Origin of the sequence: Sphingopyxis sp. (assembly GCF_016704835.1) — a bacterium.
Lineage (GTDB): Bacteria > Pseudomonadota > Alphaproteobacteria > Sphingomonadales > Sphingomonadaceae > Sphingopyxis.
Map to the genome: position 1 here is coordinate 860,932 of NZ_JADIZJ010000021.1, position 23,345 is coordinate 884,276.

Consider the following 23,345-nt stretch of genomic DNA (forward strand, 5'->3'; position numbering starts at 1 on the left):
ACCCCAGCGTCGGACCCAGGAAATTTCAATGACCAAGATTGATGAAAAGCTTGAACCCATCCTCGCTGAGGTGCTGCGCCGCAATGCCGGCGAAACCGAGTTTCACCAAGCCGTCATCGAGGTGCTGGAAAGTCTCGGGCGCGTGATCGCCAAGAAGCCCTATTATGCCGATCATGCCCTGATAGAGCGTCTGTGCGAGCCTGAACGTCAGATCATTTTCCGCGTGCCATGGGTTGACGATCAGGGCCAGGTGCAGATCAATCGTGGCTTTCGCGTCCAATTCAACTCCGCGCTCGGCCCCTACAAGGGTGGCCTGCGGTTCCACCCTTCGGTCAACCTCGGGATCATCAAGTTCCTTGGGTTCGAGCAGATCTTCAAGAATGCGCTTACAGGACTGCCGATTGGTGGTGGCAAGGGCGGCTCGGATTTTAATCCTCGTGGACGCTCCGATGGCGAGGTCATGCGTTTTTGCCAGTCATTCATGACTGAATTGCAACGACATCTGGGCGAATACACCGATGTGCCTGCTGGCGACATAGGCGTTGGCGGGCGCGAGATCGGTTACCTCTTTGGCCAGTTCAAGCGCTTGACCAATCGGTACGAAGCCGGGGTGCTGACCGGCAAGGGGCTGGTCTACGGCGGCTCACGGGCGCGGACCGAAGCCACTGGGTTCGGGGCAACCTATTTCGTCTCGAGCATGCTCGCCACTAAGGGCATGGATTTCGAAGGCCGCAAATGCGTGGTGTCCGGATCCGGCAACGTGGCGATCTACACGATTGAAAAGATCCGGCAGTTCGGCGGCATTGTCATCGCCTGCTCGGACTCCAATGGCTACATTGTCGATGAAAATGGCATCGATCTCGATCTGGTCAAAGAGATCAAGGAGATTCGCCGCGAACGGATCTCGCAGTACGCGCGCAGGAAAGGCAACGGCACCCATTACATTGAGGGCGGTTCGATCTGGGATGTTCCGTGCGATGTTGCCATGCCATCGGCCACGCAGAACGAGTTGACCGGCAAGGATGCGCGCGCATTGGTCAAGAACGGGGTGGTGGCTGTGGGCGAAGGGGCGAACATGCCCTGTACGCCCGATGCCGTCCGCGTCTTCCAGGGCGCGGGAGTGCTGTTTGGGCCGGGCAAGGCGGCCAATGCCGGCGGAGTTGCGACTTCAGCCCTGGAAATGCAGCAGAATGCCTCGCGCGATAGCTGGAGCTTCGAGAAAACCGAGGAACGCCTCGCCGCCATCATGCGCAACATTCGCGATACCTGTGCCGAGACCGCCGAGGAATACGGCGCCCCTGGCGACTATGTTCTGGGTGCAAATATCGCAGGGTTTGAGCGTGTAGCAGCTGCCATGACAGCCTTTGGCGTCATCTAGGTTCAGGATGACTCATTGATGATGGGGTTGCAGCTGAGCTCGCCCTAATTTGAAGCATTCAGGGGGCGATGGTCGCTAAGAATATGTGTTAGCAACCTACTGGAGCATTCCCCGCTCTGCCACGAATTGAGAGGAAGCAGTTGCGGGGTCGTTTGCTTGAATGAGAGCGACTATCTTGGGTCGGACGCGCGCGCCCGCTCGATATTCTCCGCAATCGACTCTGCGGTGAGAGCAGTTGGCGAAGGGGAACGGCGCGTATCGAAAAGTCAGATCGGGTTTTATCGGAAGTACCCATTTGCCGCTGTTTGGCGGCCGAACCAATATCTCAGCGGAAGCCATCCACCGCTGGTTTTGAGCATTTTCCTACAGCGAAGAGACCGATCTCTGCGCTGGAAGGAAATAGTCGAGCCCGAGCCAGGTCGCTTCACTCATCACCTGGAGATCAATGGCGCAACAGAAGTCGACCACCAGGTTCGGGAGTGGCTGCGGGAGGCATGGACATCTGCTACGTGACTGATCAGAGCCAGAAGATGACAGTTGCGGTGATGCATATGGCGGACTGAGCCGAAGCGGGGTCGGATCTGATCGTAACATTTTGTAGGGTGACCTGCTAAGTCCGGTTTTGCCATGACCGGGGTCAAAACCCAACCTATTCCAGCAATCGGCTACCCCACAGCGGCTTCAGCCGTTCGAGGACGAACAGCATGACAATGCTGGCGAGCGCAATGATCCCTATTTCCTCAGGAGCGACGCGCGCAAAATTGAACAAGTCGGCAATCGGAGGAATAAACTGTGTTGCCAGCAAGATCGCGGCCACTAACCCAAGCACTACGCTGAGCGCCGGATTAAACCTGCGAAGCGCCGCCATGATCGAAGAGCTGAAGCGGCGGTTGATCAGGATCAGGCTGGTGATACCGAGAACGAGCGTGAGAAAGGCGGTGGAACGGAGCTGTTCCTCGCCCATGCCCAAACTCCAAAAATAGAATGTGAGCCCCCCTGTCACGCCAAATGCCAGGCTACCCTGGATAACCGACCAACCCACCAGCCAGCGCGAAAACAATGATGTATCCGGTCTGCGTGGCGGCCTGGCCATGACGTTGCGCTCGTCCTCCTCGGCCTCGAAGGCGAGCGAACAGACAGGATCGATGATCATCTCCAGGAAGGCGATGTGGATGGGGCCCAGCAACAAGGGCATGCCGGTCAGCAGCGGCAGCAGCGCGAGGCCAGCGATCGGAATGTGCACCGCAACGATGAAGCCCATTGCCTTGCGCAGATTGTCATAGATTCGCCGTCCCATACGGATGGCCTTGACGATCGAGCCGAAGTCATCATCGAGCAGCACGATGGCCGACGCCTCGCGGGCAACATCGGTGCCGCGTCCGCCCATGGCGATGCCGATATGTGCCGCCTTGAGCGAAGGCGCATCGTTTACGCCGTCGCCCGTCATGGCGACGATTTCTCCCGATGCCTTCAACGCCTCGACGAGACGTAGTTTCTGTTCCGGCATGATGCGCGCACAGACGTTGACCGAGCCGATGCGCTGCCTGAGGTCGTCTTCAGACATGGCCGCCAGGTCTTCGCCCGTCAGCACATTGTCGGCATCTATCCCTGCCTGCCGCGCGATGGCGCGGGCAGTCTGCGGGTAATCGCCGGTGATCATGATGATGCGGATGCCGGCCTCGCGGCAGTGGCGCACGGCATCGGGGACCGAAGCGCGCAGGGGATCGGCAAGGCCGACCAGGCCACGGAAAGTGAAGCTGAAGGCTCGCTGTGATTTCGGCAGTTCAGCGCCGGACCAGCGCGCATCGGCAACGCCCAGCACCCGCAATCCCTTGCTGGCCATGGCATCGATGGTGTCCTTCAGCCTCGCCTTCTCGTTTCCGGTCATACCGCAAAGTTCGGCGACCGCTTCAGGCGCGCCTTTCGTGGCGATGATCCGTTCCTCGGCCGTATCCGGGTTGCCCCACACATGCGACATCGCCAGCAGGGCGGGGTCGAGCGGATAGTGATGGTCCAGTGTCCAGCCAGCGTTCTGGCGCACCCTCACGGTTTCCGGCGCGTGTTCATCACCGAGTTCGTGGAAGGCCACTTCCATGGGGTCCAGCGGCTGCTGGGCGCTGGCCAGAATGCCGAACTCGGCGAGAAGGTGGAATTCGTCCTCCAGCAGGAGTTTCTGCTGATCGTCATGCAGCAGGATGCGGCCGTCAGGGAGACGCAGTTCGGCTATCCGCATCCGGTTCTGCGTCAGCGTGCCGGTCTTGTCGGTGCAAAGGGTCGTGGCAGCACCCAGTGTCTCGATCGCTGCCGCCCGGCGGGTCAGCACCCGGTTGCGAGACATGCGCATGGCGCCCATCGCCATGAAGATGGTGAGCACCACCGGGAATTCCTCGGGCAGCATCGACATGCCGAGCGCTATCCCGGCCAGTGCGGCCTCCAGCCAGCTCCCGCGAAACAGTCCGTAAAGAAGGACAACGAGCACGCTGGCCGCAGCGCCCGTCGCCGCAAACCACAACACCAACCGGCGCGTCTGCTGCCTGAGGCGGGGCGCTTCGGTTTCAAGCGTGGAGAGAACACGGCCGATGCGACCGATCTCGCTGGCAAGACCTGTTGCGGTGACGGCGCAAAGCCCCGTCCCGCGCACGACCAGCGATCCCGAATAGACGAACGGCAGGTCGTCTCCACCCGGACGCGCCATGGCCGTTGGCGCATCAGCCCCGCAGGCGGTCTTGCGGACGGCAACGGATTCCCCGGTCAGCAGCGATTCGTCGAGATGAAGCCCGTCATTTTGCGTGATCCATCCGTCGGCGGGCACCCGATCGCCTTCGGCCAGCACCACGAGATCGCCACGCGCCACCTCCCGCCCGGCGATGCGCTTCCTTGCCCCATCGCGGATGACGAGAGCCCGCGGACTGGTCAGATCGCGCAGAGCTTCGAGCGCCCGTTCGGTGCGGGTTTCCTGGACGACAGTGATGAGGATCGAAAGCCCGGCGAACGCAACCAGGATCAGGGCTTCCTGAAGGTCGCCCAGGGCCATGTATATGAGGCCCGCCCCGATCAGCATCGCCAGCATGGGTTCGCGCAGGACATCAAGGATAATGCGCGCAAATGTGCGCTGCCCGGTACGCGGCAGTTCATTGTAACCTTCCGTCCTCAGGCGCTCGGCGGCCTCGGCGTCGCTCAATCCGGAGAGCGAAGCCTGGCTTGGCTGTTGCCCCGAGATTTCAGGATTCGTCATAACTCTCGGGCCTTGCTTGCAACCGGAATTGCCGGACTTGATCTGGGTTGCGATTCCTCAAGACGATCAGACCACCGTCCCGAAGATCGTTCCGATGCCTGCCGTCAATGCCATGGCTAGAGCGCCCCAGAAGGTTACGCGCAGGGTGGCCCTCACGACCTTGGCTCCGCCAGCGCGCGCGCCGATGCCCCCGAGAAGAGCCAGAAAAATCAGCGAGGCAATCGAGACGCCCGCCACCAGCAGGGAGCGCGGCATCAGCAAGACCATGGCGAGCGGCATGGCAGCGCCAGCGGCGAATGTCGCTGCAGAGGTTAGCGCCGCCTGGATCGGGCGAGCTGCGGTCATCTCCGAAATGCCAAGTTCGTCGCGCGCATGGGCACCGAGCGAGTCCTTTGCCATCAGCTGGATAGCCACCTGTCGGGCGAGGTCTGCATCGACACCACGGTCCATGTAGATGCGTGTCAGTTCCTCGCATTCGTAATCCGGCTGGCCGGCTAGCTCTGCCTGCTCGCGGGCGAGATCGGCTTGTTCGGTGTCCGATTGGGAACTGACGGAAACATATTCGCCCGCAGCCATGGACATGGCCCCGGCGACGAGGCCGGCGACGCCTGCGATCAGAACCTCGGAGGTGGCGGTGGATGCCGCTGCCACGCCTACGATTAGACTGGCCGTCGAAACGATCCCGTCATTGGCCCCGAGAACAGCCGCCCGCAACCAGCCGATGCGCGAGACGAGATGGCTTTCCGGGTGTAGGTGAAGTCGGGACACCGGTGTTTCTCCTGACATTGACGTTAAACTTAATTGCAAAATATTGATCGGTATCCGGTAGATTGAATCGTGTCCGCCCTGAACAATCCGAATAGAAAGGCAGAGGCGGCACGAGACATCACGGCCCGATGTCGTCTACATCGCTCCTGAACTGCTTGCCGGCATCTTTGCCAAAGCCAAGCGCCTCTGCAACGGCAACATTCCAGCCGTAGGGATCTGTCCGGTACGTCACCTGGTTGGCCTGGCTCACATAGACGGTGCGATAGAGCAGCCTGACGGGTATCGCTTCGGGGAACCTGACGTAAGCGATCTTGCCGCTCGCACGCGCCCTGGACCATTGGTCGGCGATACCCTGCTGTTCAGCGAGCATTTGGGCAAAACCCAGCGCGTCACTGACGCGGACGCAACCATGGCTCAATTGACGCTGGTGCTTGTCGAACAGCGTTTTTGCGGGCGTGTCGTGCAGATAGATTGCCAGGCTGTTTTGCAGGTCGAACTTGACGAGGCCAAGCGAGTTGCGGGGCCCGGGCCCTTGAACGATCCAGCCGTTGCGCCAGCTCATGTTGTTGCGCCGGAAATAGGCTGCACTTTTTCCGGCCAATTCCCCCCTCTGGATCGATTTCGGCACCGTCCATGTGGGATTGGCAACGAGGCGGAACATGGAAGTGCATATTTGCGGCGTTTCCTTGCCCGGCTTGCCGACGACGACGTTGCGCTGATCGACCAGTTCGCCATCGCGGAAATAGCTCAGTTCAGCCGCCGCAGTATTCACGTCGATGCGTGTCGCCGGTGGCTCGCGTGTGAGCCACCGCAATCGTTCCATCGCCACCGCAATCGACCGCGCATGGTCGCCAGGCCGCACATTGAGAATGGATAACGTATCGACGCCGATGACACCGTCATCCCTGATGTCGTAGTCGTGCTGGAAGGCCTTCACGGCCCTTACGATACCTACGGTGTAAAGGGTGCCATCTACGGCCTGCGATGGCGAGGCCTCGGTCGTCACCGGCATAGCCAGGTAGCGATGTTCCACGAGCGCCGTCACGATCTGGGGGATCCGTGGATCCCGGTCGCCTGGATGGATCAGGTCTCCGCTGGCAATCTGCGCGACGTTCTCCTGGGACGCTGCCTTTTGCTGCTGCAGGTAGGTGTCCGCCAAAGCGCGATACTCAGGGGTATCCGGCGCGAGGCTATCCAGCCACGCATCCACCCGGCCAGCCCGAACCGCTGTGGCCAATCCTGATGCGAGATCTACCTCAGGGCGAGGATGGGTGTATATGGTGTGGAGCTTCGCTGGATCAGCGACACCGCGAGCCAGCGCGCCTGCGAACATCAGGGCAGCACTGGTCAGGGCAATCTCGCGCGCTGGGGCGGATAGCTTCGATAATTCCGGGTGAAAATGCACGCGGTCCAGGCCGTGGTCCGCCCGCTTTCCAAGCGCGGCCCTCAATGCCTGCTCTGCACGCGGCGACCAAATGGCCGCCCAGCCGGCCTTTTCGTAGAACTCGCGGACTTGTGTGTCCTGCGCCTCTGCCTGCAATTCCGCAGCTGGAATGCTCGGGGGGAGCTCAGAAAGTTCTGATTGAGCCTCAGGTTCCCTTGTTTTGCTTACCTCTGGACCGCTGCAACCGGCAGTCAGCACAAGGACCACCGGAAAAATATGTTTTAGTTTCAAAGGCACGGGCGGTCATCTTCCAAGCTTGATGGCGTAAGCGCCGATACATCCGTGCTCTACCTCGCCAGTTCAATTGATGCGCCTCTTGGAACCTCACTGTCCCGAAAAGAATTGCATGGAGCCAGTCGCGATGAAGCGTTGGTGCCAGGATAGGGCTTCGCCCAGCAAGGCGGGCGAGTGCTTACCATAGGAATCGCGCAGTGCCCGCTCGTAATAATCGGCGAGCATTGCCCTATAGTCAGGGTGAACGCATTTCTCGATAACGAGCCGGGCACGCTGCTTTGGCGCAAGCCCGCGCAAATCGGCCAGGCCACGTTCAGTCACGATCACCTGCACATCCTGATTGATGTGATCGACATGGCTGACTTGCGGCACAATCGTCGAGATCGCCCCACCCTTGGCGGTCGAAGGCGCCATGAAGATCGAGATATAGGCATTGCGGGCAAAATCGCCCGAACCGCCGATACCGTTCTGGATCGCCGATCCCATGACATGGGTGGAATTGACGTTGCCGTAGATATCCGCCTCGATCATGCCGTTCATGGCGATGCAGCCGAGCCGGCGGATCAGTTCGGGATGATTGCTCATTTCCTGCGGGCGCAGGATGATCCGTTCCCGGTAGCGGTCCATGTCGGCATTGAGCGGGTGTGCCGCCTCCGGGCTGAGCGAAAACGCGGTCGCGCTCTGGTCGGGCGCCTTGAACGCCTGATTGCGATCAGGCGTGTCGGTTTCGACAATGGCGACGATCTTGGCAGGATCGCAGCGAAAGGTGGGCTGGCCGATCCGGTCATCTGGCCTGATCAGCGGGATCGGCACGCGGTGCGGCGGCAGCGCCGTGCCGTAATAGATGTCGTGCATCCCCTCCAGCGCGGGGTTCTGCCAGCGATTGACCTCCAGGATGATCTGGTCTGCCCGGTCCAGCCAGGTCTTGTTGTTTCCCACCGAGGAGGCCGGCACCAGCGAGCCATCGGGCAGGATTGCCGTCACTTCGACCAGCGCGGTATCGAGCGGGCCAAGGAAGCCCTGCCAGGCCATCGGCGCGACCTGGCTGAGGTGCATGTCGAAATAGTTCATCTCGCCGCGGTTGATCTGTCCGCGGGCAATCGGATCGGAATTATAGGGCAGGCGAAAATCGATGCCCTTGGCCTTGGCCAAAGCGCCATCCAGTTCAGGCCCGGTGGAAGCGCCGGTCCACACGCTGATCGAGAAGGGATCGCCGGCATCGTGCGCCGCCTCGATCCGCCGCGCCAGCGCCAGCGGAACTGCCTTGGGATAGCCGGAGCCGGTAAAACCGCTCATGCCCACCGTGGTGCCCGGCGCGATCAGCAGGGCGGCGGCATCGGCACCCATCACTCGCGATTGCAGCGCGACATTGGCAATGCGTGAACTGGTCAATTTGCGATCTCCGGTGCTGCTGGCCAGACACAGCTGCGTAGGTGGCAGGTCATAGTCGATCAACGCCGTTCCAGATGGCGCAGGCCAAGCCAGCGGAATTGGAGAGGTGCGCGAAAGAGTAAGTCGCTCAACGGCTCAACCGGCCAAGAATTTCGCGATCTGGTTTTTGAATGCAAAGTCCCGATATGGCCTTTTGACGGAATTATAAAGGCTGATTTGCGTTAGGGGATGAGTGCGAAAAGCCGGAAGCTGCAAAGTCTTGGCGTCGGCCAATTCGCAGATTGCGCTGGATATAAGAAATGATGGCCTGCCACCGCACGGCGGGGCGAAATGCATCCGTAATGCGGTTGCCTCCTGGCAGTCCAAAGGCATAATGCTTTGGCGATGGCCTGCATTGCAAACTCGGCGCCAGCCGGGGATGCACAATGCCAGGACTCGCCTTGCAGTTCTGCCGCCCCTTCCCGTGCATGGATGTCCGGATGCGCAACCTACTTCCGATCATCATTGCTGTAATGCTGCTGGGCGCCTGTGATCGTCAGGAGCCCACTCGGCGCGGCAGCAGCGCCCCGGCAGCGGATGCCCAGCCATCGGACTCTCCAACGGCTGATGCCGCAAAGCGAACAGAAGCCTATTGGGTCCTGCAGCCAGGCGCTGAGGCCAGTGTACTGGTCCTGCAGGCACAAACTGGGAGCCCGATCCTGTCTCTCACTTGCCCTTCGGGAGGAAACCGGCTGCAAGTCATCGTGCCCGGCTTCACGCCAATCGGCAGCGAGGAGCGGCTGTCATTTGGCAGTGGCGGCGAAGTGGAAGCGCTTGTCGCAGATTTCCGCGGAGATCGCCGGCTTGGCGGTGTCAGCGCCGCAGGAGCAGTTCCGGCCAACCTCGCGGCGCTCATGGGCGGCCCGGTGTCGGCAAGCTATGGCTCCCAGACCAGCGGCCCCCACCCTTCCGTGCCGACGGCGATTGTCGCGTCGTTCGTCGTCGCCTGTCGCAGCCAGGCATCCGCAGGGACGCCGCGCGCGGGATTGCCAGACCGTCCGGTCAGCCCCTGCTTCGTTCAGGACGGCCGCGAACTTTCGGCCCAGCACCTGCGCGCAATCGGAACCGAACCGTTCTGGGACGCGCGGATCGAAGGGCGCTGCGTCACTTATTCCCACCCGGAGGACCAGAAAGGCACACGCGTCTGGACCCGGTTCACGCCCACAACGGAGGGCGGCGTGTGGACAGGCGCGCTTGACGGGCGCCCGTTCGAACTGCGGACCCGTGCGGCGCGCGGCTGTTCCGACGGCATGTCGGACAAGAGCTACCCTGTGACCGTGGAGCTTCTTGTCCAGGGCGAAAAGCGGAACGGTTGCGCCGAACAGATTTGAGGCGGATTTGCTGTTTTCAAACTGAGCAATCGCACAAAAAAGCGGTTCGCCAGACCAAGTCCAGGAACCGCTTTGAAAGTCAGGAACACGCAGCACAAAAGCCACGAGCCCTTCGGGTCGCACTTTCCCGCTTACATCCTTTCTGGATTTGCGATTGTATGGATTCGACTGATGCAGAAAAAGTCGTGCCGTGATTTGCCAATCCGTCATTGTTGGCAGGGCGAGTGGATGCAACCGGCGGACACATGCCTCCGGCCAGCATTCATCCGGATGCATGGCCGCGAACAAGTCGGCAAACCCCAGCGCAGACGGCTACGTCAAGACCCGGGATCGAGGGTTGCGGAATTGCTCCGCAGAGCCTCAACGACGGCATCCATGACTGCCCGCACCCGCGGCATGTGGCGCGTATCGACATGCACACCGAGCCAGATATCGGTTTGACCAAGGTCAATGCATTCATGCGGATAGACGCATATGCGCATTGGCATGACCTCCCGTTCCTCCCTCGAAGATCTCCTGGCGGCCCTGTCCGAACCGACGCGGCTCGCCGCGCTTCAGGTCGTTTGGGACGGGCAAGAGCATTGTGTGTGCGAGCTGATGGATCGTCTCGGCGCATCGCAATCGCGCATGTCGCGCCATATGGCGCGGCTCAAGGCCGCCGGATTGCTCACGGATCGGCGAGACGCCCAGTGGGTGCGCTATCGCCGCAACCCCGATATCCCTGAGGCATGGGTCGCCATCATTGATGCCGTGCTTGCGGCAAGGCCTGCGGTGATCGCCGCCCAAATGAAAGTTGCATGACATGACCACGCAGGCCCTTCCCCTCAAGCGATCAACCGGTGCCTGGATCGGCGGCATCGCCCTCGCCGTGGCAATCTGGTTCGCGCTTTACCGGCAGCTCCAGCCCTTTTCGCGCTGGGCAGTGGCGCAACTGCCGATCCCGCAAGGCAGCGCGCTCGCCTCGTCGGTCGAATTCTTCATCTACGATACGCCCAAGGTGCTGATGCTCCTGACGCTCGTCGTCTTCGCAATGGGCGTGGTCCGCAGCTTCTTCTCCCCCGAACGCACGCGTGCGATCCTGGCCGGAAAGCGCGAAGGGCTTGGCAATGTCGCCGCTGCCGGGCTCGGCATCTTCACGCCGTTCTGCTCGTGCTCAGCCGTGCCGCTATTCGTCGGCTTCGTCTCCGCAGGCGTGCCGCTTGGCGTCACCTTCTCCTTCCTGATCGCCGCGCCGATGATCAACGAGGTCGCGCTTGGTCTGCTCTTCGCGCTGCTGGGGTGGAAGGTCGCCCTGACCTATCTCGCCTTCGGCCTCACGATTGCGATTGTCTCGGGCTGGGTTATCGGACGCCTCCATCTCGAAGGCTGGCTCGAGGAATGGGTCCGCAATATTCGCGCGGGCGACGTCGATCTCCAGCCCGATGAACTGACCTGGATCGACCGGTTCAAGGCTGGTTGGGACGCGGTCAAGGAGATCGTCGGCAAAGTCTGGTACTGGATCATCGCCGGGATTGCGGTCGGCGCATTCATCCACGGCTATGTCCCTGCCGAATTGCTGTCGCGGATCATGGGCGCTGACGCCTGGTGGTCGGTGCCTGCGGCAGTGCTGCTCGGCGTGCCGATGTATTCGAATGCCGCGGGCATCATCCCCGTCGTCGAGGCCCTGCTCGGCAAGGGCGCGGCCTTGGGCACCGTGCTCGCCTTCATGATGTCGGTGATCGCCCTGTCGCTCCCGGAAATGATCATCCTGCGCAAGGTGCTGAGCGTGAAGCTGATTGCCGTCTTCGTCGCGGTGGTTGCTTCCGGCATCCTGGCTGTGGGGTTCCTGTTCAATTTCCTGTTTTCGTGAAAGGATCATGTGATGAAAGAAGTGAAAGTTCTGGGTCCGGGCTGCGCCCGCTGCAAGACCACCGAAGAGATGGTCAAGATGGAGGCAGCCAAGCTCGGGATCGACGTCTCGGTCGAGAAGATCACCGACTATGAGGCTATCGCCAAATTCGGCATCGTCTCGACGCCCGGTATCGTCATTGATGGCAAAGTGGTTCACGCCGGAGGTCTGCCCAAGACCAATGATCTCCAGCGCTGGCTTCAGGCCTGAGGAGTGGAAACGCACGACATCGTCATCATCGGCGGCGGCCAGATGGGGCTCTCGCTGGGCTACTACCTGCGCCGCGCCGGGGCGGACTTCCTGATCCTTGATGCCGAGGGTGGTGCCGGCGGCGCGTGGCGGCACGGCTGGGCTTCGCTGCGCCTGTTCTCGCCCGCCGGTTACAGTTCACTGCCGGGCTGGCTGATGCCCCCGCCCGCCCATGAAGGATATCCAACCCGCGACGATGTTCTCGATTATCTTGGCCGCTATGAGGCGCGATACGAGTTCCCTATCAAGCGTCCGGTCCGGGTGGTCAGTGTCGAGCGGACCGGCGATTACCTTGAAGTTGCGACCGACAAGGGCCGGTTTTCCGCGTCGGCAGTCGTCAGCGCCACCGGCACTTGGTCGCATCCCTACATCCCCGAAATCAAGGGACGCGACACGTTCAAGGGCGTGCAGGTCCATTCGGCCCACTACGTCAGACCCGAGGATTACAGCGGACAAACGGTGATCGTTGTCGGGGGCGGCAACAGCGGCGCGCAGATCGTGGCGGAACTGGCACCCGTCGCACGCACTCTGTGGGTCACGACCCACGATCCGCTGTTCCTACCCGACGATGTCGATGGCCGCGTCCTGTTCGAACGCGCAGTCGCGCGCATGAAGGCTGGCCCGAGCGACACGCCGGTAGGCGGGATCGGGGATATCGTCATGGTCCCCGCGGTCAAGGAAGCCCGCGCACGCGGAGACCTCAGTTCTGTGCGCCCCTTCGAACGGATGACGGCCAATGGCGTTGTCTGGGTCGACGGTTCGGAAACGCAAGTCGACGCGATCATCTGGTGCACCGGCTTTCACCCTGCGCTCGATCACCTGGCACCGCTCGGTGTGGTCGAGGAAGATGGGCGCGTGTTGGTCGATGGCCAGCGCTCGATCAAGGAGCCGCGGCTCTGGCTCGCAGGCTATGGCGACTGGAGCGGCCCGGGATCGGCTACTCTGATGGGCGCTGCAAGAACTGCGCGTGATCTGGCTGCCAGGATGACCGCCGAAGTGCCAGCTGCCAGCGCCACCTGAACGAACCAGAGAGAGAATTTCGATGGACGTCCTGAAGCAGATTATCGAGACATAGCTTTCTAGGTAGCTGGTCGAGAAAAGAGCCTCTTGGCGAATTAATTGGCTTCAAGGCCGAACTTTGGCCCTTAGGCCAAGGATCGGAGGGGTCTGCGCCGCTCAGAGGAGCCGCACCAGGCTGGGGAGCCAACCAACCTGCGCTTTCGCGATTCGGCTCATACCTCGCGATACGCGAGAAGTCGCAAGGCGTTGAACACGACAAGCAACGTCGAGCCTTCGTGCATGGCAACAGCAGGCCCGATGCCGAGACCGAAGATCGTCGCCGGAACCAGAAGCGCAACCACGCCCAGACTGACGAATACATTCTGACGGATGATCGAACGGGTCTGGCGGCTTAGTCCTACTACAAATGGCAGATGCGAAAGATCGTCGGCCATAAGAGCCACGTCGGCCGTCTCCAAGGCAACGTCTGAGCCGGCGGCGCCCATGGCTATGCCGACAGTAGCGCTTGCCATTGCCGGCGCATCGTTGACGCCGTCACCCAGCATGGCGACCTTAGCTTCGGCGCGCAGCTTCTTGATAGCCTCAACCTTATCCTCGGGCATCAAATCACCCCAGGCCTCATCTATGCCGACCTGTTTTGCGACCGCGTCGGCGACGCGTTGGTTGTCGCCTGAAAGCATGATCATGCGGCGTATTCCCAGTTCACGAAGACGTTCAATCGTGGCCTTGGCTGTCTCCCTTGGTGTGTCCATCAGGCCAATGGCACCTAGGTCCCGATCACCGCGGCGCACGACCATCGTCGTATGCCCGCTCTGCCGAAGTTGCTCGATGGCCTCCGCCATGGATTGCGAAAGCGGTGCGACACCTTCAGCGCCAAACATTTCGGCCTTGCCAATGAGTATCTGCTCACCATCGACCACAGCCGATACACCGCGTCCCGTCAGGCTATTGAGCTGACTGGCGGAGGGCAGAGCGAGGTCACCGATGTACGACTTGCCATCCCGTGCGATGGCCTGCGCCAACGGATGGTCGCTCAGGCTTTCGACTGCGACGGCGATCGCCATCAATTCCTCTTTCGACACGCCTGACGCGGGAATGATTTCACGGATACGTGGCTCACCGCTGGTCAGCGTCCCAGTCTTGTCGAAGGCCATGGCATCCAGCGAGCCCAGCAATTCGAGCGGTGCGCCGCCCTTGATCAGAACCCCGCCTCTAGCAGCACGGGCTACACCGGAAAGCACGGCGCTGGGTGTTGCGATTGCAAGCGCGCATGGGCTCGCAGCAACGAGCACAGCCATGGCGCGATAGAAACTATCGCGGAAGGGTTCGTCGACAACGACCCAGGCGAAGAGCAGGAGCGTGGCGAGGCCGAGCACTGCCGGCACGAATACGCGTTCGAACCGGTCGGTGAAGCGCTGGGTGGGCGATTTTTGCGTCTCGGCTTCGCTGACCATGCGGACGACCTTGGCGAGCGTACTGTCACTCGCTAGCCGGGTCACTTCGATTTCGATTACCCCGCTGCCGTTGATCGTACCGGCGAAGACGCGGGATGCGGCATCGAGCCGGTCCGAATTGGCGCGGGCCTGAGCGGCATCTGAAACCGCGTGCTTATCGACGGGAATGCTCTCACCGGTTACCGGCGCCTGGTTGACCGCGCTGTCGCCCTTGATAACGAAGCCGTCTGCTGCGATCCGCTCGTCGGGTTTGACGATCACAACATCGCCCACCACGAGTTCCTCGACACCAATCTCCGCAGTGCTCCCATCATCCCTGCGCACCAGCGCGGTGCGCGGTGCAAGTTCGGCAAGCGCTTCGATGGCCCGCCTCGCGCGGCCCAGCGCGTAATGCTCGAGTGCATGGCCAAGGCTGAACAGGAAGAGCAGGAGCGCACCTTCGCCCCAGGCGCCCAGCGCGGCGGCGCCAGCCGCCGCCACGAGCATCAGTGTATCGATCTCGAAGCGTCTGAGCCGGAGGTTGTCGATCGCCTCACGAACGGTGAAGAAACCACCGAACCCATAGGCTGCAACGTAGCACGCGAGAGGGAGCCAGACAGGCGCAGATCCCCAGAGTTTGCTGACTGCAAATCCGGCGGCCAGCAGTGCGCCGCAAGCCAGCGCGAAAATCAGCTCCGTGTTGGCTCCGAACGGCCCCCCGTGATCGTGGTCGTGCTCCTCCTCGCCGTCCGCTTTCTCTTCAGATACGTGGGCTGGCTTGGCGACCAGCTCAGTTGGCGCGGCTCCCATTTCCGTGAGCGCATTGGCGAGTGTGTCTTCGGTGATCGCTGCTCGCTCAAATTCGACACGGACCAGTCCAGCCGGATTGACATTGACCTCGAGAACTCCCGGGAGCTGTGCAAGCCGATCGCCAATCGTTCGAGCCCGCCGGGCATGGAGCCCAGCAATTTGCCAAATTAGGTGTCCATACTGGTTCGCGATCTCGGCTCCGGCCGCACTGACTTCGGCCCGGACGGTCGAAAGCGAGAGTGCATCGGGATCATAATGGATGCACAGCTTCGCTGGTTGATCAGTAGTTGCTGGCAGGACGTGGACTTCATCGACACCAGCGCGCGGTCTCAATCGGCCGATAATGCGTTCGACGCAGGCATCTGCAGCATCGGCCACCCCGGGCAGGACAAGCGGAATATCGAACTGCGCTTTTTCCTTCATGCCGACTATCCTTCAATTATCTCGATGCGAAGCGCTGGAAATCCAGGCCAACCGGCCCTAAAAGGTGAGTGGCCGACGCATCGCGTTGACACGATCGGCCACTATTTTCATTTGACTGGCAACTCCGCACCGAACGTGTCGACATCGCCGTAGTCACCAGTGACATGATGCTTGTGGCGTCGCCGCAGCAGCAAGTGGCTGATGGCAGGCAAGACGAACAGGGTCAGCAAGGTCGAGGTGATCAAGCCGCCTATCACGACGATCGCGAGCGGCTTCTGCACCTCGGCACCCGTGCCGGTGGCGAGTGCCATCGGCACGAAGCCGATGGCCGGCACGATGCCCGTCATCAGGACCGCACGAACGCGCTCCATCACGCCTTCACTGATCGCCATATCAACCGGCTTGCCTGCGTCGATGCGGGTGTTGATGCTGGTCATCACGACCAGACCGTTGAGCACTGTCACACCCGAAAGCACGATGAAGCCAACAGCAGCAGAGACCGAGAAGGGCAATCCGGTCAGAAGCAGCGAGAACACGCCGCCCGCCAGTGCCAGCGGAATTGCCGAATAGACCGCAATCGCCTGACGCACGCCGCCCAATGCCAAAAACAGAATGCCAAAGATGGCGGCGAAGATGATCGGGATCACCACAGACAGCCGTGCAGACGCGGCTTGCAGGTTCTCAAACTGCCCGCCCCATTCGATGAAGCTGCCGGTCGGAAGTTTGACCTGCGCTGCAACCTTTTCCTGCGCCTCGGCAACGAATGAGCCCAGATCATTGCCGCGCACATTGGCCTGCACGACGACACGGCGTTTGCCGTTTTCACGGCTGACCTGGTTCAAGCCTTCGGAGAACCCGAACTTCGCCAGTTCGCGTAAAGGCACCGATGCACGCGCGCCGCCTTCGCCGGGTAGCAACACAGGGAGCGCGCCTACTGCGTCGAGATCATCGCGCGTTGCCCGGTCAAGCCGGACAACGATATCGTAACGCCGGTCCCCTTCAAACACGATTCCCGCCTCCCGGCCGCCGAGGGCTATGGAAACGGTATCGCTGACATCCTGAAGGGTCAGTCCGTATCGCGCGATGGCATCCCGGTCGAACTGGACGTCCAGGACAGGGAAGCCAGCCGTCTGCTCGACCTTTACGTCGGCAGCGCCGGGGACGGTGTTCAGTACCGCTGCCACTTGCTGGGCCGCGCGGCCCATTTCCTCGAGATTGTCACCATAGAGCTTGATTGCGATGTCACCGCGCACACCAGCGATGAGTTCGTTGAAGCGCAGCTGGATCGGCTGGCTGATTTCAAACGCATTGCCGACGAGTGGTGCGAGCTTCTTTTCCACGCGTGCGATCACATCGTCCTTGGTGCTTACGCCCACAGGCCAGGTTTCCCTCGGCTTGAGGATGATGAACGTATCCGAGGCGTTGGGCGGCATCGGATCGCTCGCAACTTCCGCCGTGCCGGTCTTGGAATAGATGAAGGCGACTTCCGGCAAGGAAGCGACAGCCTTTTCAACCTGGAGTTGCATCTCCTGCGATTTGTTCAGCGAGGTCGAAGGGATACGCAGCGCCTGCATGGCGAGATTGCCCTCGCCCAACGTTGGGATGAACTCGCTGCCGAGCATCGAAAATACCAGGCCCGCAGCGGCGAAAGTACCCGCTCCTGCGCCGATCCACGGCCAGGGACGATCAATCACCCGCTTGAGCACGGGCTCGTAGCGCTCCTTCATCCATGCGATCGCCCGCACTTCCTTCTCGGCGACTTTGCCACGGATCAGCAACGCAACCATTGCGGGCACAAACGTCAGTGAAGCGATGAACGCGCCAGCCAATGCCAGCATGACCGTAATTGCCATCGGCGAAAAGGTTTTACCCTCGACCCCGGTGAAGGTCAGCAGAGGCACGAACACGAGGAAAATGATCGCCTGCCCGTAAAGGGTCGGCTTCACCATCTCGCGCGATGCCTCGAACACCTCGTGCAGCCGCTCGCTCACACTGAGCAGTCGCCCTTCATGATGTTGCCGTTCGGCCAATCGCCTCAGGCAATTTTCGATGATGATAATCGAGCCATCGACAATCAGACCGAAATCGAGTGCTCCCAGGCTCATCAGATTGCCCGATGTGCGGGTAAGGTTCATGCCCGTCCCCATGATCAGGAACGAGATCGGGATGACAAGCGTGGCAATGATGGCCGCGCGGATGTTTCCGAGCAGCCAAAACAGCACAATCGCGACCAAAAATGCACCTTCCAGCAGGTTCTTTTCAACCGTGCCTATGGTTGCATCGACCAGCTGAGAGCGGTCCAGAACCGACTTGACCGTAATGCCGGGTGGGAGCGATTTGGCGACCTCTTCAAGGCGATCTGCAACTGCGGAAGCGACGACCCGGCTATTGCCATCGGCAAGCATGAGCGCGGTTCCGACAACGATCTCCTTGCCGTTTTCGGAAGCCGAGCCGGTGCGCAGTTCGCCGCCGATCTGGACCGTGGCAACGTCGCGAACCGCGACAGGGACACCACCACGGCTGGCGACCGTCGCGCGACCGATTTCATCAACCGAGCGGATGCGGCCATCGGCGCGGACAAGGAAGGCTTCGCCGCCCCGTTCGACAAAGTTAGCGCCGACAGAGATGTTGGCGCGTTCAAGGGCTTCGGCCAATTCGGAGAAGGAGATGCCGTAAGTAGAGAGCTTGGATGCATCGGGCTGGACAACGAACTGCTTCTCATAGCCACCGATCGAATCGATCCCGGCAACGCCCGATACGGTCTTGAGCTGCGGGCGGATCACCCAGTCCTGAACCGTGCGCAAATAGCCGAGTTTGGCCACCTCATCGGTCAGAATTTCACCTGACGGTGTCATATACGAGCCATCGGGTTGGAAACCGGGCTTGCCAGCGACTTTGGGCGCCGCCTTGCTGCCGGGCTTGGCAAAATCGACGATGTACATGAGCACTTCGCCCAGTCCGGTTGAAACCGGACCCATTTGCGGCTCGACCCCTTCGGGCAGGGTTCCTTTGGCCTGATTGAGCCGCTCGGCCACCTGCTGTCGCGCAAAATAGAGATCGGTGTGATCCTCGAAGATCACAGTTACCTGGCTGAAGCCGTTGCGCGAAATCGAGCGCGAGCTTTCCAGACCCGGGATCCCTGCCATCGCCGTTTCAACGGGAAAGGTGACAAGCCGTTCAATATCGAGCGGCCCGAGATTGGGCTCGACCGTATTGATCTGCACCTGTTTGTTGGTGATGTCTGGAACGGCATCGATCGGCAGCTTCATCAGCTCCGACAAGCCGTAGGCGGAAATGATCAGCGTCAGGATGACCACGCCCCAGCGGAAGCGGATCGACGCATCAAGAAGTTTCTCGATCATCTCAGTGCTCCGCCTCGCCCTTGCCGAGTTCGGCTTTGAGCAGGAACGCGCCCTTGGTCGCGATGGTGACGCCCGGTTTCAGCCCATCGACGATCTCGATCCGTCCACCTCCGCGCTTGCCGGTGACGACAGTGGTCGCAAGAAACCCCTTGGCGGTCCTGACGAATACGACCTCGCGCCCTTCGACGGTCTGCACGGCTTCCTCCGGCAGCGCGATAAGGCCGTTATCGCCACCTCCACGCGGCTTGATCCGGGCGCGCAGGCCCTGACCGGGTGTCAGCCCACCAATACCTTGCGGTGTCAGGATGATAGTCGCGGTCTTGCTATCGGGATCGAGGTGGGAGTTGCTGAGCGCACCACTGCATTCAAGGTCTCCCCGCCCAGCAGTTCGATCACAGCGCTATCGCCTGGCTGAATGCGCCGTGCATCGGCGGCCAGCACCGATGCGTTGATCTGGATGCGGGTGGGATCGGAAACGCGAAACAATTCGGTGCCGGCGAGGACATAAGCCCCAAGCCTCGCGTCGGCCTTGGTCACCCGCCCGGAAATGAGGCTGATGACAGAGAGGCTTCGGCCATCGCCAGACACCCTGGCGGCAGATGCAGCTGACTGCGACCGCCGTGCCTCAGCCTCGGCCTCTGCCAACACTGCGGCTGCACCCTCAAGGTCTTGGCGCGCCGTCACGCGCGCATCGAACAGGCGCTTTTCGCGCGCATATGTCGAGCGCGCCAGCGCCAGCTTTGCCGACGCCGAGCTTCGTTCAGCGGCGATGGAGGCTGCGTCACGGCTCTCCATGGTTGCCACTGGCTCTCCGGCTCGGACATAGTCGCCCAGTTGCCGGTTGATCCGGACAATCGCACCGTCAGCGCGTGCCGTCAGTACCGCTTCGCCTTGCGGAGTTGCGGCAACCACGCCCTGTGCCAGAATTTCAGCACCCAGTCCGCCAGACTGTATGGTTTCGGTGACGATACCGGCAGCCTGGGCACGTGCCGCGTCAATCTCGACCTGACCCTCGACATGCCCTTCTTCTTTCTCTTCGGCATGTTCGCCTTCCGTCGAGGCGGCTGTTGTAGGCTCTGGCGCGAATACCGAGCGGCCAAGCATTATGCCGCCCCCGCCAAGCAGGAGTGCTGCAATGGCGACCCCAGCGATCAGCTTCGTCTTGTTGTTCTCTTCAGTCATCGATCAATCCCCTGCGCGCGCATTGGCGCGGATCAGTGCGGCCAGCGCACGAGCGCGGTCGAGGCGGGCCTCGATCAGCGCGGTCTTGGTGGTAGTGAGCGCGGCTTGCGCATCGAGCAGTTCCAGCAGGCTGAATTTGCCTGCGCCGTAGCCGATGCGCGCGAGCCGCACGGCCTCTGCTGCCTGCGCCAGCGATGGCCCGGACAGCGCCTCGACCCGTGCATCGGCAGCCCCGAGCAGCATGCGCGCGTCATGCTGCGCGCGGCGCGCGGTGAGCCGCGCCTGAGCAAGTGCGGCTTCGCCGGCGAGTGCATCCGCCTGCGCCGCTTCAATCCCGCCACGGTTGCGGTCTCTGAAAGGGAGAGGAATGGAAAAGCCGGCAACGAAGGCCGTCTCACGCCCGTCATTGATACGCCGCACACCGCCGCTTGCTGTCACATCAGGGACCGCATCGGCACGTGCCACCCGGATGCGCGCCTGAGCAGCATCGCGCTCGGCAGCGGCAAGCTGCTCGTCGAGGGAAGGTGTCTCGGGCGGGAATGCCCCTGGCACCGCCTCATCGACCCACGCTGGCACTGACAGTTCGGGATCGCTGCTCCCGATCAGATCGGCAAGCATGCGGCGAGCGGCAAGCAACTCGCCAAAGGCCCGCGCTTCCTCGGCCTGCGCTTCGGCGAGCAGCGCTTCCGCACGGAGCTGGCGCAACGGGGGATCGCGTCCAACGTCCACCAGCAACCGAGCGGTTCGAGCCAATTCGCGCGCCTGCCCGACATTATCCCGCGCCAGCACTGCACGGTCCTCGGCAGCGCGCAATTCGGCATGGCCGACGCGAATATCGCGCGCAAGATCGGCTTCGGCGCGGCGTAGCGACAGCAAGGCAAAATCGCGTTCGGACGACGCCACTGCCACCCGCGCGCTACGCTTGCCGCCCAGTTCGATACGCTGGCTGAGTGCCAGAGTCGTCTCGGCGCTCCGAGTGTCACGATAAGGGCCAGTCCCGGCGAAGTTCTCGACCTCGAGCGAAATCTCGGGATTAGGCGAGACGCCGGCCTGCCGTGCCCGTGCCTCCGCAGCCTGAGCCTGGGCGCGTGCTTGGGAGATGCGCGGCGAATTCTGCGCACCTTGCGCCAGTGCATCAGGCAGTGAAACTTCGGCCGCCCAGGCGTGGGAGCAGGATGCCAGAATGGCTGATGCAATCAACAATCGGAACTTCATGTCACGCACCGCCGGAATTCAGTGCGGAGGGCACGGTCAATCCCGAACAAGCATTCACAGGATCGGGCGTGCGGTCCTGCTCACGGTCGTGGATCACGTGCGAAATGCGGACGGTGTCGACCGTTGTGGGGGATAAGTCCGCCGAAGTTGCAAAGCGCCACTGCCCCCGCGAACGATACCGGTATTTCTTCCAGTCTGTTTCCTGACAGGCGACTCGCTGGCCTTGTCTGAGAAATTCTATGTGAAGGTCGCCCCTGTGGCGGGCGAACCAGCGCTTCTGACGGACATAGCCGCTGACGAGCGTATGGCTGCCGTCAGTCTGAACCTTAACCCATAGAATATAGACCGACGCTTTCGGGTCAATTTGGACCGGGATATCGACGCGGGTCGAACGCGCGTCAGCAGGGGCTGCGGCGACGAGCACCGCAGGCGCAATTGCGCCAAGAAGGAGGTTTCGCATGGTTTGAGAATCCTGAAATTGCCAGTATCGGCGTCGGAATGACCGGCGCGCTTAAAGCTGGGATTTCAGGCTGCGGGCGGCTCCGTCGGCGGAGCGAGAGCAAGCGAACGCATCGGCTGAACGATAAGCGGCGTGATCGCCGCCTTGCCGTCCCAGATCGTTAGTGAGGCGGATTCAGAGTCTGTAGCCAGCGCCACGCCGCAATGATGATGGACCAGGGCATGACATGGCGATCCGCCTTTCTGCCCAGGGTCCTCTTGGTTGCCGTCATCAGCATGATCATGCTTGTCGAGAACTTCGACGCTATGTCCAGCCAGCAGATTGTCGGCATGCGCAGTTTCGGGCGCGACAAGGCCGCCAAACAAAATGGCAAACATAAGGAGCATCGAGAAGAGGCGGACCCGCATATTAGCGCGCCTACCAGCCACTCTCGAATCCAGCAAGAAAATGCTCACGATTGATCGTCCATTCGAGCCAGAAGATCCTGCGGAATTGGCATCGGCCGAAAGGCGCTAACATTCGACCGGCCAGTATTACCGGTCGGCAATCGACCAGTAATGGCACCCAGCGGTACGAGTGCGAGCCGTAAGCATTGCCCCCCGGCTTCTTTGAAGTCCCTTTCACGAAGCGCGTAACTGAGCATTGTCCAATGACTGGCCAGATGCAGTCCAAAATATGGCTGCGCCACGATATGAGCGCGTTCTAGCGCACGCCAAGCTGCCAGCCTGTCACTGGCACGTCTGGCAGCGCCAAAGCTGGCCATTTCTTCCGCGATGAGGTCTCGGGCCAGATCGAGCATCATACCGTTACCTCGCTGCCACCGGCTTTCATGCTTGTTCTACCGCGGCGGGAGCAGCTTTCAGCTCAGCCATCGCGTGTCGGAACACCTGCAGGCCGCCCGTCAAGGCCAACGCAGCCATAATAGTCGCAACAATCAGGTCGGGCCAGGCGCTACCTGTGCCAAACACGCCTAGCGCGGCCAGCATCACGGCGACATTGCCAATGGCGTCGTTGCGTGAGCATATCCAGACCGAACGCATATTAGCGTCGCCCGTACGGTAGCGATAAAGCAACAGGGCAACGCCAACATTCGCGGCCAGCGCCAGTGCGCCGACCGCGCCCATCATCGCAGGGTCCGGCGACGTACCGTTCATAAATGCAAAGACCGCGCTGCCGAAGACCCAGCCGGCAAAGCCCAGCATGAAAAGTGATTTCAGCAACGCCGCCCGCGCCCGCCATGAAAGCGCCGCGCCAACGACCGCAAGGCTCACCGCATAGTTGCCGGCGTCACCCAGAAAGTCGAGCGCGTCGGCCTGAAGCGCGCGGCTGTCTGCGGCCGCGCCTGCCACCATTTCGACAAGGAACATTGCCGCATTGACGATCAGCGCCACCCACAGAACGCGCCGCCAGCGCGGGTCGGCCTTGGCCATCTCGCTACCGCAGGCGCTTGCGCAGCAACTGTCTGCCATCGAATTATCCTCC

Annotated in this window: 20 protein-coding genes; 7 read left to right on the forward strand and 13 right to left on the reverse strand. The window is 61.5% G+C overall.

Going from position 1 to position 23,345, the window contains the following annotated elements; genetic code table 11:
• Positions 1 to 28: 28 nt before the first annotated feature.
• Together gdhA and IPF76_RS21015 are read left to right on the forward strand one after the other, a co-directional pair.
• A complete protein-coding gene (gdhA, locus tag IPF76_RS19315) occupies positions 29 to 1,378 on the forward strand; it encodes an NADP-specific glutamate dehydrogenase (RefSeq protein WP_293847233.1) in 1,350 nt (449 codons plus the stop codon).
• A gap of 156 nt (positions 1,379 to 1,534) precedes the next feature.
• The gene (locus IPF76_RS21015; protein ID WP_366499744.1) at positions 1,535 to 1,891 is read left to right on the forward strand and encodes a DUF5655 domain-containing protein; all 357 of its coding nucleotides are present in this window, start codon (positions 1,535 to 1,537) and stop codon (positions 1,889 to 1,891) included.
• Positions 1,892 to 2,027: 136 nt separating this feature from the next.
• Here the strand turns inward: IPF76_RS21015 and IPF76_RS19320 are convergent, their stop codons facing one another.
• From IPF76_RS19320 to IPF76_RS19335, 4 genes are all read right to left on the reverse strand, one after another.
• Positions 2,028 to 4,613 (reverse strand): cation-translocating P-type ATPase, encoded by a 2,586-nt coding sequence (locus IPF76_RS19320; RefSeq protein ID WP_006952126.1) that lies wholly within the window; start codon positions 4,611 to 4,613, stop codon positions 2,028 to 2,030.
• 66 nt (positions 4,614 to 4,679) lie between these two features.
• Positions 4,680 to 5,381: a VIT family protein gene (locus IPF76_RS19325; RefSeq protein WP_006952127.1), complete on the reverse strand. Its 702-nt coding sequence runs from the start codon at positions 5,379 to 5,381 to the stop codon at positions 4,680 to 4,682.
• 118 nt (positions 5,382 to 5,499) lie between these two features.
• Positions 5,500 to 7,062, reverse strand: coding sequence for a L,D-transpeptidase family protein (locus IPF76_RS19330; RefSeq protein ID WP_293847237.1), 1,563 nt, complete (start codon positions 7,060 to 7,062; stop codon positions 5,500 to 5,502).
• Between the two features lie 87 nt (positions 7,063 to 7,149).
• Complete coding sequence (locus tag IPF76_RS19335) at positions 7,150 to 8,451, reverse strand: acetyl-CoA hydrolase/transferase C-terminal domain-containing protein (protein ID WP_293847239.1); 1,302 nt, start codon at positions 8,449 to 8,451, stop codon at positions 7,150 to 7,152.
• 479 nt (positions 8,452 to 8,930) lie between these two features.
• On the opposite strand from IPF76_RS19335, the gene IPF76_RS19340 reads away from it, so the two are divergent.
• From IPF76_RS19340 to IPF76_RS19360, 5 genes are all read left to right on the forward strand, one after another.
• Complete coding sequence (locus IPF76_RS19340; RefSeq protein WP_293847241.1) at positions 8,931 to 9,821, forward strand: hypothetical protein; 891 nt, start codon at positions 8,931 to 8,933, stop codon at positions 9,819 to 9,821.
• Between the two features lie 474 nt (positions 9,822 to 10,295).
• Positions 10,296 to 10,622, forward strand: a complete 327-nt coding sequence (locus IPF76_RS19345; RefSeq protein ID WP_293847243.1) for a metalloregulator ArsR/SmtB family transcription factor — start codon at positions 10,296 to 10,298, stop codon at positions 10,620 to 10,622.
• A 1-nt stretch (position 10,623) separates the two neighbouring features.
• On the forward strand, positions 10,624 to 11,670 hold the full coding sequence (locus tag IPF76_RS19350; RefSeq protein ID WP_293847245.1) for a permease: 1,047 nt from the start codon (positions 10,624 to 10,626) through the stop codon (positions 11,668 to 11,670).
• Between the two features lie 12 nt (positions 11,671 to 11,682).
• Positions 11,683 to 11,919: a thioredoxin family protein gene (locus IPF76_RS19355; protein WP_293847247.1), complete on the forward strand. Its 237-nt coding sequence runs from the start codon at positions 11,683 to 11,685 to the stop codon at positions 11,917 to 11,919.
• A gap of 3 nt (positions 11,920 to 11,922) precedes the next feature.
• Positions 11,923 to 12,978 carry an ArsO family NAD(P)H-dependent flavin-containing monooxygenase gene (locus tag IPF76_RS19360; protein WP_293847249.1) on the forward strand — a complete coding sequence of 352 codons (1,056 nt, stop codon included), beginning with the start codon at positions 11,923 to 11,925 and terminating at the stop codon, positions 12,976 to 12,978.
• A 212-nt stretch (positions 12,979 to 13,190) separates the two neighbouring features.
• Here the strand turns inward: IPF76_RS19360 and IPF76_RS19365 are convergent, their stop codons facing one another.
• The 9 genes from IPF76_RS19365 to IPF76_RS19405 form a co-directional block, all read right to left on the reverse strand.
• Complete coding sequence (locus IPF76_RS19365) at positions 13,191 to 15,644, reverse strand: heavy metal translocating P-type ATPase (protein WP_293847251.1); 2,454 nt, start codon at positions 15,642 to 15,644, stop codon at positions 13,191 to 13,193.
• 107 nt (positions 15,645 to 15,751) lie between these two features.
• Positions 15,752 to 19,006, reverse strand: a complete 3,255-nt coding sequence (locus IPF76_RS19370; RefSeq protein ID WP_293847253.1) for a CusA/CzcA family heavy metal efflux RND transporter — start codon at positions 19,004 to 19,006, stop codon at positions 15,752 to 15,754.
• A 1-nt stretch (position 19,007) separates the two neighbouring features.
• Complete coding sequence (locus IPF76_RS19375; protein WP_293847255.1) at positions 19,008 to 19,202, reverse strand: hypothetical protein; 195 nt, start codon at positions 19,200 to 19,202, stop codon at positions 19,008 to 19,010.
• Positions 19,203 to 19,306: 104 nt separating this feature from the next.
• Complete coding sequence (locus IPF76_RS19380) at positions 19,307 to 20,188, reverse strand: HlyD family efflux transporter periplasmic adaptor subunit (RefSeq protein ID WP_293847257.1); 882 nt, start codon at positions 20,186 to 20,188, stop codon at positions 19,307 to 19,309.
• Between the two features lie 3 nt (positions 20,189 to 20,191).
• Entirely contained in the window at positions 20,192 to 21,403 is a 1,212-nt protein-coding gene (locus tag IPF76_RS19385) for a TolC family protein (RefSeq protein ID WP_066213665.1), read from the reverse strand.
• A gap of 1 nt (position 21,404) precedes the next feature.
• Positions 21,405 to 21,863 carry a hypothetical protein gene (locus IPF76_RS19390; RefSeq protein WP_066213667.1) on the reverse strand — a complete coding sequence of 153 codons (459 nt, stop codon included), beginning with the start codon at positions 21,861 to 21,863 and terminating at the stop codon, positions 21,405 to 21,407.
• 65 nt (positions 21,864 to 21,928) lie between these two features.
• Complete coding sequence (locus IPF76_RS19395; RefSeq protein WP_293847279.1) at positions 21,929 to 22,318, reverse strand: hypothetical protein; 390 nt, start codon at positions 22,316 to 22,318, stop codon at positions 21,929 to 21,931.
• A complete protein-coding gene (locus IPF76_RS19400; RefSeq protein WP_156445382.1) occupies positions 22,315 to 22,665 on the reverse strand; it encodes a DUF3703 domain-containing protein in 351 nt (116 codons plus the stop codon). Before IPF76_RS19400 ends, IPF76_RS19395 begins: the two co-directional genes overlap by 4 nt.
• A gap of 25 nt (positions 22,666 to 22,690) precedes the next feature.
• Positions 22,691 to 23,332 carry a cation transporter gene (locus IPF76_RS19405; RefSeq protein WP_066213721.1) on the reverse strand — a complete coding sequence of 214 codons (642 nt, stop codon included), beginning with the start codon at positions 23,330 to 23,332 and terminating at the stop codon, positions 22,691 to 22,693.
• Positions 23,333 to 23,345: the final 13 nt, after the last annotated feature.